Genomic DNA, 18,891 nt, shown 5'->3' with positions numbered 1-18,891 from the left:
GGGACTAGCGCCGGGACGAATAGTTCGGGTAGGCATCCTGGTCGATCATGATCTCGATCAGGTTGATGCCGTTGTGAAAGTCCATGGCCGCCGCCAGTCCCGCGATGTCCCCCGTGTTGCCGATGCGCGCGTGCCTGATGCCGAAGGACTGCGCGAGCCGCGCGTAGTCCGGGTTGGTGAAGTCGCAGTCGATGAAGCGGTCGCGGTAGTGCTGGTGCTGGTTTTTCCGGATCAGGCCCATGGTATTGTTGTTGAACAGCACCACGTTCAGCGGCAGGCCGTAGTTGACCGCGGTCATCAGCTCCATTGCGCACATATGGAAGCCGCCGTCGCCGATCATGGCGAACAGCGGCTGCTGCGCCGCACAGGCGGCCCCGAGTGCCGCCGGTATGGCGTGGCCCAGGGAGGAAATGCCGGTGTTGGGGAAGAAATGGTCCCGCCCGGAGACGCGGTAGAAGTTCTGCGCGAACACGATGTTGTCGTCGAACATGACCAGGCCTTCCGGGAACTGCTGCTCCAGCCAGCAATAGAAGGCCTGCACGTGATCGAACTGCCGGTTGAAGATACGCTGGCCGGCCGCATCGATATCGCGCTGCGCCGCGGCAATGAATGCCGGCACGTCGACCGGCGCCTTGGCGGGGACAGCCTGCGCCACGACGGCGGCGTCCAGTGCGCGCAGGTAAGCGCCCAGGTCCGCGTGGATCGCCAGGTCGGCACGAAACACCTTCTGCAGTTGCTGCGCGTTGTTGTCGACCTGGATGATCTGCTTGCCGGCGAGCAACTGCCGGTCCCAGACGTAACTGGTGCGTTCGTTGAAACCCGCGCCCAAGACCAGGACCAGGTCGGCCTCCTGCTCGAGGTAGCGCAGGGCGTAGCCGCCGGAGGTGACGCCCAGGCTGCCGAGCGCCAGCGCCGCGCGCTCGTCGACCGCACCCTTCGCCTTCAGGCTGCTGGTCACGGGGATATTGAGTCGCGTACTGAGCCGGCGCAGGGCATCCCGGGTGCCGGCGCGGATACAGCCATAGCCCGCGATGATGAGCGGGCGTTCGGCGGTGCGCAGCAGCGCCAGGCTGGCGTCGATGTACTGCGCGGGGATCACCGGTGCGCTGCCGCTGCGGCTGAATATCACCTGCTCGAGGATGGACGCGTCCACCGGCTCTTTCTGTACATTGAAGGGGATGCTCAGCACCACCGGTCCCGGCGTGTCGGAGAGCAGATGCTTGGCGGCCTGGTTTAGCACGCTGGCCAGGTAGTCGGTGCGTTCGACCAGTTTGTGATAGCGGGTGATGCCGGCGAACAGGGCGACCTGGTCCACGCTGCCGCCTTCGCCCGAGCTTTCCTGCAGGCCGCCCTTGCCGAAGATGTGGGTGGGCGCTTCCCCGGTGATGGCGATGACCGGCAGGTTGTCGGTGTAGGCGCTGGCGATGCCGGTCACCAGGTTGGTGGCGCCGGGGCCGGCGGTGGTGATGCAGGCGCCGACGCCGCCCGTCATGCGCGCGTGCCCGCCGGCCATGAATGCGGCGGCCTGCTCGTGCTTGACCAGCACCGAGCGGATGGGGGAATCGTAGATGCCATCGTAGACCGGCAGGATATGCGAGCCGGGGATACCGAAAATGCACTGCACACCCAGCTGTTCCAGGAATCGAACGAGGGCCTGGCTGACCGGTATTTGCATTGAGGCCTGGCAGCGACTGCGGAAGCTTGAAACGAGGGGGAAGCATAATGGTATTGGCCGCCGATTGAAACCGCGGCGGCGCCGGTGTCCGGGCGCCCGGGTGGTTTATAATGGCCTGATTTGCAAGGATCACAGCGATGTCCAAACCGCCCGTGAGTGCCGTGTTGCTGGATTACGGCGGGGTGATCGCCGAGGAGGGCTTCCGCAACGAGCTGGCCGCCATGGCCGAGGAGCAGGGGCTGGATCCGACAGCGGTGATGCGCGTCGCCCGGCGGGTGGTGTACGAGTCGGGCTTCGTGCTGGGCTGGGGGACCGAGCAGGCGTTCTGGGCGGCCATGCGCGCGGACGCGGGGCTGCGGGGTGCCGACGCGGAACTCACGCAGCGCGTGCTGGCTGCCTTCGTCCTGCGTCCCTGGATCATCGAGCATGTCCGGCACTGGCGTGCGCGCGGCTATGTCACCGGCATCCTCAGCGACCAGATGCACTGGCTGGACTGGTTGGACGGACGCGACCGGTTCTTCCGCCATTTCGATCACGTGTACAACAGTTACCACCTCGGCAAGGGCAAGCGCGACCCCACGCTGTTTCATGATATCGCCGCGCGCTTGGCACTGCCGCCGGGGGAGATCCTGTTCGTCGATGACCTGCAGAGCAACGTGGAGCGGGCGCAGGCGGCGGGCTGGCAGACCATCCGCTACGTGGACCGGGCAGGCTTCGAGGCGGAGCTCGCGCGCCTGGGCCTGTGCTGAAACCGGGGAGCGCCGTGCAACGCTCAGGGTGCGGCCGCTGCCGGCGCGTCTGCCGCGGTGCTGGCCCGACCGTAGGCCAGCCGGTAGAGGGCGGGCAGCACCAGCAGTGTCAGCAGGGTGGAGGAGAGGATGCCGCCGATCACCACGGTGGCCAGCGGGCGCTGCACCTCGGCGCCGGTGCCGACGTTGAACGCCATGGGCACGAAGCCGAGGCTGGCGACCAGCGCCGTCATCAGCACCGGGCGCAGGCGCTGCGTCGCGCCCGCGATGATGGCCGGCACCAGTTCCGTGCCGGTGTGGCGCAGCTGGCGGATGAACGAGACCATCGCGACGCCGTTGAGCACCGCGACGCCGGACAGGGCGATGAAACCGACCGCCGCCGAGATCGACAGCGGCATGCCGCGCAGCGCCAGCGCCGCCACGCCGCCGGTCAGCGCCAGCGGGATGCCGGTGAACACCAGCGCGGCGTCGCGCGCGGAAGCGAACGCCATGAACAGCAGGCCGAAGATGATGAGCAGGGTCACCGGCACCACCAGCGCCAGGCGCTGCGCGGCGGAGATCAATTGCTCGAAGGTGCCGCCGTAGTCGAGCCAGTAGCCTGCCGGCAGGTGCACCTCCTGCGCCACCGCCGCCTGCACCTCGGCCACGAAGCTGCCCAGGTCGCGGCCGCGTACGTTGGCGCTGACGACCATGCGGCGCTTGCCGTTCTCCCGGCTGACCTGGTTGGGCGCACTGGTGAACGCGATGGTGGCGACCTCGCCCAGCGGAATCGTCTCCGCCGGCGTGCGCACCACCCCCAGCATGTCGGCGTCGCCCGGGACCTCCGCGGTGTCGGCGGCACCGAGGCGGAGGGGCAGGCGCGCCAGTGCGTCGAGGTCGGTGCGCAGCGACTCCGGCAGGCGCACCACCAGGTCGAAGCGGCGGTCACCCTCGAACACCTGGCCGGCGGGTGCGCCGCCCATGGCGATGCGCAGGGTGTCCTGCAGCGTCGCGATGTCCAGGCCGTAGTAGGCCAGGCGCCCGCGGTCGGGTGTCACCGTCAGCATCGGCAGGCCGCTGGCCTGTTCACTGCGCACGTCGGCCGCGCCGGGGATGCCCGCGACCACGTCCTCGATGCGCCCGGCCAGCGCCACCAGGGTGTCCAGGTCGTCACCGTAGACCTTGACGGCCAGGTCGGCGCGCACGCCGGAGATCAGCTCGTTGAAGCGCATCTCGATCGGCTGGGTGAATTCGTAGTTGTTGCCCGGGATCGCGCGCGCCGCGCGTTCCAGCTCCGCCACCAGCACGGCCTTCGGCTTGCGCGGGTCGGGCCATTGCGCGCGGTCCTTCAGGATGACGAAGGTGTCGGCGACGTTCGGCGGCATGGGGTCGGTAGCCACCTCGGCGGTGCCGATCTTGGTGAACACGTGCGAGACCTCGGGGAACGCGCGGATGTGCGCCTCCAGCTGGCGCTGCATGTCGATCGCCTGGGTCAGGCTGGTGCCGGGCACGCGCAGCGCGTGCAGGGCGATGTCGCCCTCGTCCAGCTTCGGCACGAACTCGGTGCCCATGCGACCGGCCTGCCAGCCGGCCAGTAGCACCAGTGCGGTGGCCCCGAGCACGACCGGCCAGCGCTGCCGCAGCGCGAATCCGAGCGCCGGGGCGTAGCAGCGGTGCAGGAAGCGCATGCTGGCGTTCTCCCGCTCCGCAATATGGCCGCGCACGAACAGGGCCACCGCGGCCGGCACCACGGTCAGTGACAGCAGCAGCGCACAGGTCAGCGCCATGACCACCGTCAGCGCCATGGGATGGAACATCTTGCCCTCCACGCCGCCGAGCGCAAAGATCGGGACATACACGATCAGGATGATGATCACGCCGAACACGCTGGGGCGGATCACCTCCAGCGTGGCCTCGCGCACGACGCGCAGCCGTTCGCCCAGCGCCGGCAGCGCGCCGTGCATGCGCTGCTGCGCGGCCAGGCGGCGCAGGCAGTTCTCGACGATGATCACCGCGCCGTCGACGATCAGGCCGAAGTCCAGCGCGCCGAGACTCATCAGGTTGCCGGAAACGCGCGTCGCGACCATGCCGGTGACGGTCATCAGCATGGTCAGCGGGATGACCGCGGCGGTGACCAGTGCCGCGCGCCAGTTGCCCAGCAGCAGCAACAGCACCGCGATGACCAGCAGCGCGCCTTCGGCGAGATTCTTCTGCACGGTGGCGACGGTCTTGTCGACCAGCGTGGTGCGGTCGTAGAGCGGTTCGAGTGCCACGCCGGCTGGCAGGGAGGGCCGGATGCGTTCGAGCTGCACGGCCGCGGCGCGCGCCACCAGCCGGCTGTTCTCGCCGATCAGCATGACCACGGTGCCGAGCACGACCTCTTCCCCGTCCATGGTGGCGGCGCCGGTGCGCAGCTCGCTGCCCAGTTCGACGGCGGCGACGTCGGCGAGCGCGACCGGCACCCCGTTGCGCCGGGCGAGCGTGATGGCGCGGATGTCTTCCAGGTTTGCCACCTGCCCGGGCGAACGGATCAGGTACTGGGCGCCGAAGCGCTCGATGTAGCCGGCACCGGTACTGGCGTTGTTGCGTACCAGCGCCGCCAGCACGTCCTGCAGCGTCAGGTCGAAGGCGATCAGCTTCGCCGGGTCGGGCAGCACGTGGAACTGCTTGCTGAAGCCGCCGATGGTGTTCACCTCCACCACGCCGGGCGTCTGCCGCAGCTGTGGCCGCACGATCCAGTCCTGCACCGTGCGCAGGTCCATGGGCGTGTGTTCCGCAGCCCCGGTCGCGGCGACGGTGTACATGAAGATCTCGCCCAGCCCGGTCGCGATCGGCCCCAGCGCCGGGTCGATGCCCGCCGGCAGCTGCTGTTTGACCGCGGCGAGCCGTTCGTTGATCAGCTGCCGGGCCAGGTAGAGGTCGGTGCCGTCCTCGAACACCGCCGTGACCTGGGACAGGCCGTAGCGGGACAGCGAGCGGGTGTGGTCCAGCCGCGGCAGCCCGGCCATGGCCGTCTCGATCGGGAAGGTGACGCGCTGCTCCATCTCCAGCGGCGAGTACCCGGGTGCCTCGGCGTTGATCTGTACCTGCACGTTGGTGATGTCGGGTACGGCATCGATGGGCAGGCGTTCGTAGTTGTACAGGCCGAGCGCCACCAGCGCGGCGGCCGTGACCAGCATCAGCCAGCGGTGTTCCAGGGCGACGGCGACGATCCGGTTCAGCATCGCGGCGACCTCAGTGCTCGTGGCCGGCCCCGGCCTTCTCGATGTCGGCCTTGATCAGGTAGCTGTTGACCGTGACGTATTCGGTGCCCGGCTCGAGCCCGCCGAGCACCTCGATCCATTCGCGGTTATGGCGCCCGGTCTCCAGCATGCGCACCTCGTAGGTCTCGCCGTAGCGCGCGAACACCACCGCGGCATCGCGGAAACGCTGCACGGCCGACTGCCGCACGGCGAGCGGTACGGTATGCTCGGCGACGGTGACCTCGCCCTGCGCGAACTGGCCCGGGCGCAGCGCGCCGTCGGGATTGGGCAGGCGCACCCGTGCGGATACGCTCTGGCTGGCATGCGTGGCCAGCGGCGACACCCAGTCGATCACGCCATTGGCACGGTAGCCGTCGAAGGTCTCGATCGCCACGGCCTGGCCCGCGCGCACGCGCTGCAGGTCGCGCCCGAACACGTCCAGCTCGACCCACACCTGCGACAGATCGGCGATGACGAACAGCGGATCGTCGCCGGTGGCCTCGCCCACCTGGGCGCTGCGCGTGACGATCACGCCACCGATGGGCGCCTGCACGGCGTAGTTCTGCAGGCTCTCGTTGCTCTGCACGCTCGCCAGCGTGTCACCGGCCTGCACCGTGTCGCCGAGTTCGCGACGCAGCGACTGGATCACCCCGGGGAAGCGTGCGCGTACGCGCGACAGGCGGTCCGGATCGGTGCGCACGCGTCCGGTCAGCACCAGCGTTTCGCGGATGCCGGCCGGCCCCGCGGTGGCCGTTGCGATCCCGGCCTCGCGCGCCATGGCCGCGGCGATGTGCGTGCGCCCCTCGTGACTCTCGTAGTGCCACTGATATTCCCTGTCCAGGTAGCGGGCCTTGACGCTGACATCGAAGGAGTGCGGTTCCCCGACCTCGCCCTGGCCACGCAGGTAGTCCGTCTGCGGCAGGAAGTCGAAGCGGTCGGTGCGGCCGCCGAGCCGGGCGAGCGCGATCTGCAGCGTGACCGCCTCCGGCGCCACGGGGGCGCCGTCGTCATAGGCATAGACGTGGAACTCGGGCGGCACACCGGTTTCGTAGAGCGTGATCTCGAGTGCGAAACCGTCGTGTGCGAGCAGGCGCCCGCCGTGCGGGCCGCGCGGTACGACCTCCGCGTGGTCGTCGTGGCCGTGGCCATGCGCGTGTTCCGATTCGGGTTCGTCGTCATGCCCGTCGGCGCTGGTGTGGGTGTGAGCCGGACCCTGGTCGTGATCGTGCATGTCGGCGGCGTGCAGTTGCAGCAACGTCGTGGTGGCAGTGCCCGAGGTCAGCAGCAGGGTCAGGAGCAGGTGGGGGCTGCGCTTCATGATGCGTCTCCTGTCAGCAGCCGGCCGCCCGTGAGGCGGTCGAGTTCGATGCGGGTGCGGTGCCAGGACGCGGCCGTATCGAGCAGTTCGCGCTGCGCGTCGCGCAAGGTGTCCTGGGCGTTGACCAGTTCCAGCCAGGCATAGCGCCCGGCGTCGTAGCCGCGCCGGTAATCGTCCAGCGCCCGGGTGGCGGCCGGTATGATGCGCTCGCGCAGGATGGCGACGGCCGCTCGGCCGTGCGCGAGCTGCCGGTGCAGCGCGAACAGCGTGCTGTGCAGCGCCAGCCGGCGTTCCTCCGCGAGCAGCGGTTCGCGTAGCGTCTGCGCCTCGGCCTCGTCGATGGCCGGTCCGGCGCGCCGCGCCGCGCCGAGCGGGAGGCTGGCGGAAAGCACCAGCGCCGTATCGTTAGGTTCGCTCAGGTGGCGCACGCCGGCGGCCAGTTCAACATCGGGGCGGCGCGCGGCGCGGGCGAGTTGCGCGCGCGCCGCGTTGATACGTGCCGTGGTGGCGTAGCGCGCAAGGTCCGGGTTGTGCGCGAGCCAGGTCTCCAGCGTGGCGTAGGGAGCCACTGCCGGCAGGTCGTACAGGTCTGCCGCCACGCGGTCGAAGTCGGGTGCCGTCTCGCCCCAGGTCGTGGCCAGCGCCTGGCGTGCGCTCTCGAACTCGCTGTCCACACCGGCCAGGTCCAGTTCGGCGCGCGCCAGCGCGATCGCCGCCGTCGCGCGCTCGGCGTCCGCCGACTTGCCGGCGTGGACGCGGCGCTCCACGGCCGCCAGGGTGAGCGCGGCCGCGTCCCGTGCGGCTGCCGCGATCTGCACGCGGGCCTGCGTGGCCGCCACGGCAATGAAACGCTGTGCGCCGTCGGCCAGCAGGTCGAGCCGTTGCCCTTCCTGCTCGGTGTCGAGCAGGGCCGCTTCCTGTCGCGCCAGTTCACCGCGCAGCCGCGGCTGCGCCCCGGTCTGCAGCACGCGCGACAGGCTCAGTGTCGTCTCGAGCGCGGCGATGCCGCGCGTGGCGCCGTTGCCCGCGAAGTTTTCCAATTCGAGCCCGGCGCGCCAGGGATTGGGCTGCGCGGCTTGGCGGATGCGCGCCGCGGCCGCACGGCTGGCGAGGCCTGCGGCCTGCAGGGTCGGGTTGCGTTCCAGCACCCGCGCGAGCGCCTCGTCCAGGGTGAGGCCGGCAGCGTCCGGCGCGGCATTGCCGCTGCAGAGCGTGAGCAGCGCACAGCATGCCGCCGTCCATACCAGCAGGCGTTGTCTCATGGGTCCGGATTCTCCCGGCCGCAGCGGATGTGTTACGGCGCGATTCAGGTTGACGATCCTGCCGGCGGCAGGCGCGAACGGTCATGGCGCGGTGCCATGCCGGTACGGGAGCGTCAGGCGCGCGGCGGTGCGCGCTGGGGTGCGAACGCGAGGTAGCGAGGTCGTGGCGGTGGCGCCGCCGTCGTGACGGGGCGGACCTGCCGGTAGCGGACGCGTAGCATGAACGCGAGCGTGAACAGGCAAAGCCACTGCAGCGGGACAACGGGATCGCTGTCCGGCGACTTGATGATGCTGCTGGCATCGAGATCGATGACATGCGCGTCGCGATGGTGCTCCCGGTCGTCCGGGCTGGTCGCGATGTGCACGTCGGCGGCATGCGCGAGGCTGCCCGCACCGGCGTGATCGGTGTGGTGCAGGTGCAGGTGCAGTGGCAGGACCTGCAGCAGGCACAGCGCGGCCATCAGGAGCCAGAGATATCGCCGGTGGCGATGGATTTGGCGCTGCAGGTGGTTCACGATTTCAGTCTACCCGTGGCGTTGTCGGTGCGGCAAGCACCCGGGTGCTGCGCGGTGTCCGCCGCGCATCCGGGTGCTCTAGCGGTTATCGGGTGTGCGGGCGCCCGCTTTAGCGCCGGACCGGGCCGCAAGCGGCTGTTATAGTATCGAAAACGGGGTGCGCCGCTTGGCTCGGCGCCGGGCGGGCACAGTGAAGGACGCAGGGCGGGGCGGTGGGACATGAACCTGAACGATTTCATCCTGGACCACGAGGTCACGATCCGCCTGGGTTGCTTCCTGGGCGTGTTCGCCGTCATGGCGGTGTGGGAACTGCTCGCACCCCGGCGGCGCCTGCAGGCGCCGAAGGCCGTGCGCTGGGCCAGCAACCTCGGCCTGGTGTTCCTCAACAGTCTCATCCTGCGGCTGCTGTTTCCCGCCGCCGCGGTGGGTATGGCGGTATTTGCCGCTACGCAGGGCTGGGGCCTGTTCAACTACGTCACGGTGCCGCCCTGGGTGGCGTTCGTGGCGGCGCTCGTGGTGCTCGACTTCTGCATCTGGCTGCAGCACGTGATGGTGCACGCGGTGCCTTTGCTGTGGCGCCTGCATCGCGTGCATCACGCCGACCTCGACATCGACGTGACCACGGGGGCGCGCTTCCATCCGCTGGAGATCCTGCTGTCCATGCTGATCAAGTTCGCGGTGATCCTGCTGCTGGGCCCGCCGCTGGTTGCCGTGATCGTGTTCGAGGCGCTGCTGAACGCGACGGCCATGTTCAATCACAGCAACGTCCGCATCCCATCACGCATCGACCGGCTGCTGCGGCTGGTGCTGGTCACGCCGGACATGCACCGCGTGCACCACTCCGTCGCGGACGACGAGACCAACAGCAATTTCGGCTTCAACCTGCCCTGGTGGGACCGCCTGTTCGGCACCTACCGCGCCCAGCCGCGCGCCGGCCATACGGGCATGACCATCGGCATCCACACCTTCCGCAGCCAGCGCTGGTGCAGCTGGCTGCCGGGCATGCTGGCGATCCCTTTCGTCGGCGGGGTGCGGGGCTATGCGATCAACCGCCGCCAGTGGCGCGAGGGCGATGAGCGTTAGCCGGCGCCCGCACGACCCGCGGCGCGGTCACGGTCCCGCGGGCGTGCGCGCCGGCTGCAAGTAGCCGAGCAGGCGGTCATAGCTCGTCTGCACGGCGTAGGCCAGTACCACGGTCAGCGGCAATGCCACGCCGAGCAGCCAGGCCAGCCGTAGCCAGGCGTCTTCCGGGAAGTGCAGCCCGATCAGATAATGAAAGACCGGGCGGTGGAACAGGTAAATGCAGAAGCTGGCATAGGCGAGATGCGTGAGCCACCGCGCGCGCAGGTATCCCGCCTGGCGCACGCTGCTCTGGTACAGCAGCACGGTGCCGGCTAGGATGGCCGGGATCCGGCCGAGGGCGGCCTCCAGCCCCTGTCCGTACAGCACGCGGTACCACAGAAAGGCCGCGACCAGCACACCCAGCACGAGCACGCTGCGTCTGGCGCAGGCGCCGGCCAGCGCCGGCATACGTGTCCAGGCGATGCCCGCCAGAAAACACGGCAGGTACTGGAGCAGGCGTGTGTCCAGTGGATGCACCGCCAGGTGCCAGGCACTTCCCAGTGCCAGCAGGGTGGAACCGGCGAGCAGCAAGGCGTACGGGTACTCGGCCAGCCACAGCAGCGGCGGCGTCAGCAGGTAGAAGGTCATGATCATGCACACGAACCAGAGGGTATAGGGCGCCGGTGGCAGGAACATGGACATTAACAGCAGCGCGTTCAGCACCACGGCCTGACTGGCCAGGCCGGCGACGCCGAAGAGCAGCAGCGCGATCACGTACAGCGGGTAGATACGCAGGACGCGCCGCCGGTAGAACGCGGCCAGCGCGGACCAGGACGGCGCGAGCGGGCGGCGGGCAAGCAGCACGCCGGAGCAGAACACGAAGCTGCCGAGTGCAATGTCCTTGAGGAACTCGGTGTAGATGTTCCCATAGCCGGGAAAGGACTGCGTGTAGGGCACTAGGTGCCAGTAACCGACGATGTAGAGGATGCCGGCAGCACGCAGGAAATCGATGGCCGCATCCCGGCCTGCGTTGGCGCTGTCCGGCTGCGGGGCCCTGCCCCCGGCCGGCGCGTCGCCGGGTGCACTATCGGTGCGATTCATCATGGTGCAGCTCCCACAGGACCCGGTCCCGGGTCAGGCGTTCCAGTCGGTAACCCCGTTGCTGCGCCTGCGCCGTGTCCCAGATCGCGCGCAGGACGAAATAGCGGTCGAATCCGGCGGGCAGTTCCGGCAGCTTGTAGTCATGCAGCAGCAGCAGGCGTGCCTGGTCCTTCAGATAGTAGCTGAGGGAGAGCAGCTCGCCCGGATTGACTTCTCCCATGGTACTGATCAGCAGGGGTCGCTCCGCGGCATTGATGCGGGCGGCGATGTCGGCATTCCCGGCGCTGAAGCCTTTGTTCCACCATTGATTGGAGGCAACGATGGCCAGCTGCGAGGCCAGGCCGCCGCCGACCAGCAGCAGGGCTGCCGCCGCGGCGAGCATGCCCCGGCGCGTGCGCAGCACGAGGTTGCAGCCGATCAGCCAGGCTACGCCCAGCTGCAGCATCAGCAGCGCGGGCAGCAGATAGCGGGTATGCAGAGAACGCCGGCCTTCATCCAGCAGGTCCGGCACGATCACGACGCCGGCGGTGACTGCCAGCAGCAGCGCCGGCAGCAGCCAGTGCTGTGGTGGTGTGCGTCGCACGAGCAGGACCAGCGCCGCGGTCACCAGTCCCAGGCTCACCGGCGCGAGCACGATGCTGCCGGGGAAGTCGAAGAATACCCGGTTGATGCTGGTCGCCCAGCTCAGCATAAGCGCGGATATGGCGAGCGGGCGCTCCATCCAGCCGATCACCCGGGCCACGTCAGGCAGTGCCGTCAGAAACAGCAGGGCCCAGGGCAGGAACGCCAGCACGCCGCCGGCCAGTGCCAGGGCGCAGCCCTGGAGTGCCTGCCGTGCATACGCACGTCGCTGCAGCGCCAGGTAGGCGGCATGGGCAAAAACCGCGACGGCGAACAGGATGTGGGCGTACAGGCCGAGCGCGATAGCGCATGCATACAGCAGCAAATCCAGGCGCCGCCCGCTGCGTAGCGCACGCAGCAGGGCGGTACCGGAAAGCAGGATGGCCAGGCACCAGAGCGAATACTGGCGTGCCTCCTGCGCATACAACAGATGCAGCGGCGAGACCGCGAGCAGGGCGACGGCGACCCATGCGACGCGCGGGTCGACGAACAGCTCCCGGCTGAATGCGTAGGCAGCGGGCAGCATCAGCAGTGCGAAGACGGCCGCGAGGCTGCGCAACGCGATGACCGGATCGGTGAACAGTACGGACCACAGCCTGGCCAGCAGGTAATACAGGGGTGGATGCTCGGGACGGCTGGCCAGGGCCCGGAAGGTGGCCTCCAGACCCAGGCTTTCATCGATATGCTGCAGGCGCTGCAATTCAGCCGGTGTATGGATGGCGCCATCGAACATGCTGTCGTAGTACTCGGCACCGGTGTGACCGAACACCCGCAGCGAGGAGTAGGTCTCGTCGTGCCAGTAGACCTTGCCGCCGAGGTTGGTGAACGTCAGGAGGGAGCCGGCCGCGGCCAGCAGCAGTGCCACGACGGGCAGCCAGCCCGTACTCCGTTCGCGTGCAACCGCGCATTGTCCGACTGCATTACGATCCGCTGCAGTCATACCCCGGTGCAGGACTCAGGTGTCTTCCACGCCGAGTTCCTGCTCCAGCGCCGCGTCCAGGCGCCGACCGTGGCGGAGCCGGCGGAACAGCTGGATGCCGAGCACGCCGGAGAGCAGGAACAGGGTTGCGCCGATTGCGGTGCGGTAGAGCGGGTCGACGCTGATGCCGCTGCCGATCAGCGCGAACACGAAGGTCTGCGGGATGTAGCCGAGTGCCGAGCCGAGCAGGAAGGGCGTGGCGCGTACACCGGCCACGCCGGCGGCAAGGTTGGTCACCAGGTTGTTGCCGACCGGCAGCAGCCGGATCAACAGTGTCATCTGGAAGGTATTGCCGCGCACGAACGCCTCGATGCGGTGCACGCGCTCGCGGAACTTCGCCGTGACCAGGGCGCGTCCGAACCAGCGCGCGTAGGTGAAGTTCAGCAGACAGCCGGCCAGTGTCGCCGTCAACCCCAGTGCCGTGCCCAGCGCGATACCGAAGGCGTAGCCGGCGAGAAAGCTCACGATCTGGCGGGGTGCGCCGAGCGCGACGGCCAGCGCCCCGGCGCCGAGAAACAGCACCTCGCCACGAATGCCCTGACCCAGCACCGCCTGCTCGATCCAGGCCTTGTCCAGCAGCGAGCGCACCGGGGTGATCTCCACCAGCCAGGCGATGCCCGCCAGGGTGACGATCAGCAACAGTCCGTTGAGAAAGACCTGCGGATTGAGTCTGGACATACGCGGGGTGCTATTCGACTTCATGCGCGACCGGCCGCTTCGCGCGGCGCTGCAGCCAGGCGACGCCGAACAGGTCGACGATGCCGACCCAGAGCCGGTTGTGCAGGCCGTACTTGCTGCTGCCGCGCTCGCGCTGGCGGTGATGGACCTCCACCGACTGCACCGTGGCGCCGGCGCGCAGCGCCAGCGCCGGCAGGAACCGGTGCATGTGATCGAAATAGGGGAGATCGAGAAAGAGTTCGCGTTCGAACAGCTTCAGGCCGCAGCCGGTGTCCGGCGTGCGGTCCCGCAGCAGGCCGCCCCGCACCGCGTTCGCGACCTTCGAGGAGATCCGTTTCAGCCAGGTGTCGCGCCGGGTCTTGCGCCAGCCGGCCACCAGCTTCAGGTCGGGCGCCCGCTCCGGTGCCTGGATCACCGCCATCAGGCCGGGGATATCCGCCGGGTCGTTCTGGCCGTCGCCGTCCAGGGTGGCGATCCAGCCGGCACGGGCGGCCTTCACCCCGGTACGTACCGCCGTGCTCTGGCCGCAGCTGGCGTCGTGGCGCAGTACCCGCAGACGCGGATAGGTGGCGCGTGCGCCGGCGAGGATCGCGGGCGTGGTGTCGGTGCTGCCGTCGTCGACGTAGATCACCTCGTAGTCGTAGCGGTCTTCCAGCGCCGCGTGGATCTCGCCCAGCAGCGGGAGAATATTGTCCTGTTCGTTCTTGACCGGGATGACGACTGACAGGTCCATGGGGATGCAAACATACCGGAAGGTGAGGGCGCAGGGCCAGTGCATGTGCCCGGCATGTATGCCGCGCCGCTGCTGACAGCCGGGCGGCGGGATCGCCAGGGGCGGTTCTGCTGACCTGTGAAGCAGTCTACTCACCGAATATTACGGTTTGCTTACGGCACGCGGTCTACGGCAGCCCCGAATGCGCGCCGGGGCGCGGCTGTGACCGTGGCCCCGGTCGGGCGCGCTTGCCCGGGTGCCCGCCGCCGGCGTTCCGGGTGGCGCCGCGAATTCCTTGTATTATGTTGAAAAATAACAATAAAGCGCGGATTCTGGGCGCGATCGCGTTCCCGGGCGGCATCGTCCGCTACCTGGCCGCGGCATCTGGGCAAAGGGCCCGCAGCGCATGCGCCGGCGTCGTCAGCAGTCCGGCTTCTCCGGCCAGCCGCACTCCGCGTACAGGCAGCATTCGCAACAGCGCGGTTTGCGCGCCGTGCAGGTCTCCCGGCCGTGCAGGATCAGCGCATTGCTGAAGGCCGTCCAGCGGTCCCGGGGGATGACCGCCATCAGCTCCTGTTCGATGCGCTCGGCGCGCGCTTCCCGTGCCAGTCCCAGGCGCCGGCTCACGCGCGCGACATGGGTGTCCACCGCGATCGCCTGCGCGCCGAAGGCGTTGCCCAGCACCATGTTCGCGGTCTTGTGCCCCACACCGGCGAGTTGGGTCAGTGCCTCCGCGTCCGCCGGCACCTTGCCCTGGTGTGCGGCCACCAGCTGCTGGCAGCACTTGATCACGGTCTTCGCCTTGTTGCGGTAGAAACCGGTCGGCCGGATCTCCTGCTCGAAGGTGGCCAGGTCCGCACCGGCAAAGTCGGCGGCCTGCTTGTACTTCCGGAACAGCGTGCGTGTCACCTCGTTCACGCGCGCGTCCGTGCACTGCGCCGAGAGGATCACGGCAACGAGCAGCTGCAGCGGTGTTTTGTAGTGCAGGGCGAGCCCCGCTTCCGGGTAATGTCGCAGCAGCGCCCGGGTGATCCTGCGCGCGTCGGTCATGGGCGTTCCTGTGGCAGCCGGTGCCGGGTAGGGTATCCTGACATGCAGGATTGCAGGAGGCGGGTGGATTTGCAATGCGCGAGGGCGATGGAGCGGGTTTGCACGCGAAACCAGGTACCCGGTAACGATGGCTCAGGGATGCGAGTTTACGGATGCGATTTGATAATGATTTTCTGCGGCCGGTGCTCAAAAATGCTAGTTTGATAATCGCCAGAGCAATCAATGCCGGCAATGTCTGTATCAGCCAGTGCTGCCAAAGATAATCAATCGATGCCGAAAGCAGAGCCCACCTACAGCACCGCCTACGAACTCGCCGCCCGGCAGCGCGATATCTCGGTCTCCGAGTTCTTCCTCAAGAACCGCCACCTGCTCGGATTCGATGCGCCCGCCAAGGCGCTGCTGATCACGGTCAAGGAGGCGGTGGACAATGCGCTGGATGCCTGCGAGGAGGCGGGCATCCTCCCCGGGATCCGGGTCGAGATCGAGGATTACTACGACAATATCTTTCACGTCGTGGTCGAGGACAACGGCCCCGGCATCCTGGAGAGCCAGATCGCGCGCATCTTCGGTAAGCTCTTGTACGGTTCGCGCTTTCACAAGCTGAGCCAGTCGCGCGGCCAGCAGGGTATGGGCATCTCGGCGGCGTGCATGTATGCGCAGCTCACCACCGGCAAGTCGCTGCACGTGATCAGCCGCGTCGCGGACGAGCCAACCGCCAGCGAGCTGTACGTCACCATCGATACCGCGAAGAACAGGCCCGAGCTGCACGGCAGGAAGCGGATCGAGTGGGACCGCCCGCACGGCACGCGGGTGGCGGTGGAGATCGAGGGGCGCTACCAGAAGGGCGTGCACTCCGTGGCGATGTACCTGAAGCAGACCGCCATCGCCAACCCGCACGTCAGCTTCCGTTTCCAGGGGCCGCACGGCGAGACGGCCGAATACATGCGCAGCACGACCGTGCTGCCGCCGCGGCCGACCGAGGTCAAGCCGCATCCGCACGGTATCGAGCTGGGTGCGCTGATCCAGATGCTGAGCCACACCCGCAGCAAGACGCTGCTGCAGTTCCTGGAGTCCGAGTTCTCGCGGGTGGGGCGCAAGACGGCCCGGGAGATCGTGGCGCAGGCCGGGCGCAGGCTGACCGCGCGCTCGCTGCCGAAGCGCATCGCGCACGTGCAGGCGCAGTCGCTCTTCCGTGCCATCCGCAAGGTGCCGGTGAGCGCGCCGCGCACCGACTGCATCGTGCCCATCGGCGAAGACCGGCTGTACGAGGGTTTGCGCAAGGAGATCGACGCCGAATTCTATGTCGTGAAGACGCGCCCGCCCGCGGTGTACCGCGGCAATCCCTTCCAGGTGGAGGTGGGGCTGGCCTATGGCCGCCCGGGCGGAGCCGACCTCGCGCTGGCTGCGGACGGCCGCATCCGCAAGGCCGCGGCGCACAAGCAGACGGCGGAGGCGCTCGCCCTGCAGGCCGATGCGCCGGTCCACCTGCTGCGCTTCGCCAACCGGGTGCCGCTGCTCTACCAGCAGGAGGGCTGCGCCATCACCCGTGCCGTGACGCAGACCAACTGGAAGAACTACGGCCTGCAACAGCCGAAGGGCGCGCTGCCTGTCGCGCCGCTGGCGATCCTGGTGCACGTGGCTTCGGTCTGGGTGCCGTTCACCTCCGAGGCGAAGGAGGCGATCGCGCCCTATCCGGAGATCGTCCGCGAGCTGAGGCTCGGCCTGCAGGCCTGCGCCCGCAAGCTGGCTGAGTACCTGCGCCAGGAACACCGGCTCAGGCGCGAGTACGAGCGGCGCACGCATATCGAACTCTACCTGCCGCACGTGGGCATCGCGCTGCAGGAGATCCTCGGTCTTTCCGATGCCGAGCGCGACCGTACGGTGGCGCGGCTCGACGACGTGCTGCAGCACAGCCGGAAGGTGCCGTGACGGTGCAGGAGACAGCGGCGGACGAGGCCGCCGCCGCGCGCGAGCGGCTGGATGCGCTCACGCTGCGGCTGATCGACGGCGTGGCCCGGGCCGTCGAACGCAGCATTGAAAAGGGCGAACTGCCGCACATCGCGCTGCCGGTGCGCAGCCTCGCCAACGTGAGCTACGACACGGCGCAAGGCTATTTCGCGCTGGGTGGGGCGCACAAGACGCGCTCGCTGACCGTGAACACGGTGCGGTCGTTCGCACAGACGCTGCGCCTGATGGCCGCGTCGCGCCAGCTGGTCGAGAGCGACGACTATGCCACCAAGCGCGAGGCCTACTACATCAGCAAGAACTGGGGCGAGTGCCGCTTCGACGCGCAGGCCGAGTCGGATGCCATCATGGACGACATCGAGGCGCTGGCCTCCCTGCACGGGCTCTCGCGCGAACAGCTGCGCTTCTACCCGGAGGCCCACGGCGGCTCGGTGGCGGGACCGCTTACGGTCATCGACACCGACCCGGAGAGCGGCGCGGCGCTGGAGATCGACTGCACCGGCCTCGGCAGCGGCGCCTGGAGCGTGCCGCGTGCGGTGGAGCACCTGGGCTTCCGCACCGATGCGGCGTTCATCCTGGCGATCGAGACCGGCGGCATGTTCCAGCGCCTGAACAACCACCGTTTCTGGAAACAGGCGAACTGCATCCTGGTGGAGCTGGGCGGCGTGCCGACGCGCGCCACCCGGCGCTTCATCCGCCGGCTGTCCGAGGACGCGGGTCTCCCGGTGTACTGCTTCGTCGACTGCGACCCCTACGGCTTCGCCAACATCTACCGCACCCTGAAGGTCGGGTCGGGCAACGCGGCGCACATCAACCGCTTCTTCTGCGTGCCGCACGCGCAGTACCTGGGCGTCACGCCGCAGGACATCATCGACTACCGGCTGGAGGATGCCACGCATCCGCTCGGCAAGACCGACATCAAGCGCGCGCGGGACGCGCTGCAGCACGATCCGTTCTTCGCCTCCGAGCCGCGCTGGATCGGCGCTATCGAGCAGCTGCTGGCCATGGGCGTGCGCGCCGAACAGCAGGCGCTGGCCAAGTGGGGGCTGAACTTCGTGATCGAGGAGTATCTCCCGCGCAAGCTGGCGGACCGGGACGGTTTCCTGCCATGAAGCCACGGGCGCTGCAGGATCGGCCCGCCGCGGGCTCATGCCGCCTCTGCGCGGCGCCTGCCGGCCCGATCCGGACCAGGATGCTTGCGACAGGCACCCGGCAGGCGGCATCATTAGCACTTTGACCAATTCAAACAGCATCTTGTGCAGGCAGACCCCTGCCCGGCGGTGACGGAGACGAACATGCGGCAACAGCTGACACGTATCAGCCAGAGCGCTTATTACTGGCTGGCGGTGCTCATGATCGGGATCTCGTTCGAGGCGGTGGGACTGTATTACCAGCACGTGCTCGGGGAGGCGCCCTGCGTCTTGTGCATCCACGTCAGGCTCTGGCTGATGGCCCTGATCCTCGTGGCGCTGGTAGCGTTGCTGCAGCACCCGCTGCGGTTCAGGCCGGTACCGGTGCACCTGCTCACCGTCATCATTTCAGCGGGGCTGCTGGAGCGTTCCTACCGGCTGCTGGGCACCGAGCGCGGCTTCGTGGTCGGGAACTGCGGCTTCGACCTGGGCCTGCCGGCCTGGTTCACGCCCGACCAGTGGCTGCCGGCGCTGTTCCAGGTGCAGGATTCCTGCGGCTACACGCCGAAGCTGCCGTTCGGCATCTCCATGGCGGAGGCGCTGATCGTGGTGTCGGCCGCGTTCGTCTGGATCTCGGTCACCATGCTGGTGGCTGCCGGTGCCCGGAAGCGCTAGCCTGACGGACGTGCGCGATCCACGCGCAGCCGGCGGCGCGGGGCTCGGCTGCCACCGCCCGGTCAGCAGCGCAGGCAATCCGACTCCGGCGGTCCCATGAACAAGACGATCAGGATCCTGCTTGCCTGCGCCCTTTGCCTGGCCGTCGTCGCCGGCGTGTTCTGGCTGCTGCGCGCGT

15 protein-coding genes are annotated in these 18,891 nt (G+C 68.5%); 5 read left to right on the top strand and 10 right to left on the bottom strand.

Translation table 11 applies throughout. The features are described from left to right. Positions 1–4: 4 nt before the first annotated feature. Positions 5–1,675, bottom strand: coding sequence for a thiamine pyrophosphate-binding protein (locus R3F42_10005; GenBank protein MEZ5542367.1), 1,671 nt, complete (start codon positions 1,673–1,675; stop codon positions 5–7). 137 nt (positions 1,676–1,812) lie between these two features. Here R3F42_10005 and R3F42_10000 point away from each other — a divergent pair, with 137 nt between their 5' ends. Continuing rightward, the gene (locus tag R3F42_10000; GenBank protein ID MEZ5542366.1) at positions 1,813–2,424 is read left to right on the top strand and encodes an HAD family phosphatase; all 612 of its coding nucleotides are present in this window, start codon (positions 1,813–1,815) and stop codon (positions 2,422–2,424) included. Positions 2,425–2,447: 23 nt separating this feature from the next. Here the strand turns inward: R3F42_10000 and R3F42_09995 are convergent, their stop codons facing one another. The 4 genes from R3F42_09995 to R3F42_09980 all read right to left on the bottom strand — a co-directional run bounded on the left by R3F42_09995 (position 2,448) and on the right by R3F42_09980 (position 8,740). Beyond that, on the bottom strand, positions 2,448–5,627 hold the full coding sequence (locus tag R3F42_09995) for a CusA/CzcA family heavy metal efflux RND transporter (protein ID MEZ5542365.1): 3,180 nt from the start codon (positions 5,625–5,627) through the stop codon (positions 2,448–2,450). Between the two features lie 10 nt (positions 5,628–5,637). Beyond that, positions 5,638–6,963: an efflux RND transporter periplasmic adaptor subunit gene (locus R3F42_09990; protein ID MEZ5542364.1), complete on the bottom strand. Its 1,326-nt coding sequence runs from the start codon at positions 6,961–6,963 to the stop codon at positions 5,638–5,640. Continuing rightward, positions 6,960–8,225, bottom strand: a complete 1,266-nt coding sequence (locus R3F42_09985; protein MEZ5542363.1) for a TolC family protein — start codon at positions 8,223–8,225, stop codon at positions 6,960–6,962. Before R3F42_09985 ends, R3F42_09990 begins: the two co-directional genes overlap by 4 nt. A gap of 113 nt (positions 8,226–8,338) precedes the next feature. Then, positions 8,339–8,740, bottom strand: coding sequence for a hypothetical protein (locus R3F42_09980; GenBank protein MEZ5542362.1), 402 nt, complete (start codon positions 8,738–8,740; stop codon positions 8,339–8,341). 219 nt (positions 8,741–8,959) lie between these two features. Between R3F42_09980 and R3F42_09975 the strand changes: the two genes are divergently transcribed. Beyond that, entirely contained in the window at positions 8,960–9,823 is an 864-nt protein-coding gene (locus tag R3F42_09975) for a sterol desaturase family protein (GenBank protein MEZ5542361.1), read from the top strand. 27 nt (positions 9,824–9,850) lie between these two features. Here the strand turns inward: R3F42_09975 and R3F42_09970 are convergent, their stop codons facing one another. The 5 genes from R3F42_09970 to nth form a co-directional block, all read right to left on the bottom strand. Beyond that, positions 9,851–10,906, bottom strand: coding sequence for an acyltransferase (locus R3F42_09970; GenBank protein ID MEZ5542360.1), 1,056 nt, complete (start codon positions 10,904–10,906; stop codon positions 9,851–9,853). Further along, the gene (locus tag R3F42_09965; protein ID MEZ5542359.1) at positions 10,887–12,389 is read right to left on the bottom strand and encodes a glycosyltransferase family 39 protein; all 1,503 of its coding nucleotides are present in this window, start codon (positions 12,387–12,389) and stop codon (positions 10,887–10,889) included. Before R3F42_09965 ends, R3F42_09970 begins: the two co-directional genes overlap by 20 nt. 90 nt (positions 12,390–12,479) lie before the next feature. Then, positions 12,480–13,205 carry a VTT domain-containing protein gene (locus R3F42_09960; protein ID MEZ5542358.1) on the bottom strand — a complete coding sequence of 242 codons (726 nt, stop codon included), beginning with the start codon at positions 13,203–13,205 and terminating at the stop codon, positions 12,480–12,482. Beyond that, positions 13,192–13,920: a glycosyltransferase family 2 protein gene (locus R3F42_09955; protein ID MEZ5542357.1), complete on the bottom strand. Its 729-nt coding sequence runs from the start codon at positions 13,918–13,920 to the stop codon at positions 13,192–13,194. The genes R3F42_09960 and R3F42_09955 overlap by 14 nt, the downstream gene beginning before the upstream one ends. Before the next feature lie 393 nt (positions 13,921–14,313). Beyond that, positions 14,314–14,943 carry an endonuclease III gene (gene nth, locus R3F42_09950; protein ID MEZ5542356.1) on the bottom strand — a complete coding sequence of 210 codons (630 nt, stop codon included), beginning with the start codon at positions 14,941–14,943 and terminating at the stop codon, positions 14,314–14,316. Between the two features lie 270 nt (positions 14,944–15,213). Here nth and R3F42_09945 point away from each other — a divergent pair, with 270 nt between their 5' ends. From R3F42_09945 to R3F42_09935, 3 genes are all read left to right on the top strand, one after another. After that, positions 15,214–16,872 carry a DNA topoisomerase VI subunit B gene (locus R3F42_09945; protein ID MEZ5542355.1) on the top strand — a complete coding sequence of 553 codons (1,659 nt, stop codon included), beginning with the start codon at positions 15,214–15,216 and terminating at the stop codon, positions 16,870–16,872. Continuing rightward, positions 16,869–18,020 (top strand): DNA topoisomerase IV subunit A, encoded by a 1,152-nt coding sequence (locus R3F42_09940; protein ID MEZ5542354.1) that lies wholly within the window; start codon positions 16,869–16,871, stop codon positions 18,018–18,020. Before R3F42_09945 ends, R3F42_09940 begins: the two co-directional genes overlap by 4 nt. 183 nt (positions 18,021–18,203) lie before the next feature. Continuing rightward, positions 18,204–18,713 (top strand): disulfide bond formation protein B, encoded by a 510-nt coding sequence (locus R3F42_09935; GenBank protein ID MEZ5542353.1) that lies wholly within the window; start codon positions 18,204–18,206, stop codon positions 18,711–18,713. Positions 18,714–18,891 lie beyond the last annotated feature (178 nt).

The sequence above is a fragment of the Pseudomonadota bacterium genome, from assembly GCA_041395565.1.
Taxonomy (GTDB): Bacteria; Pseudomonadota; Gammaproteobacteria; order UBA9214; family UBA9214; genus UBA9214.
Note: the sequence above shows the minus strand (reverse complement) of the source record. Positions and strands in the feature narration are given on the sequence as shown.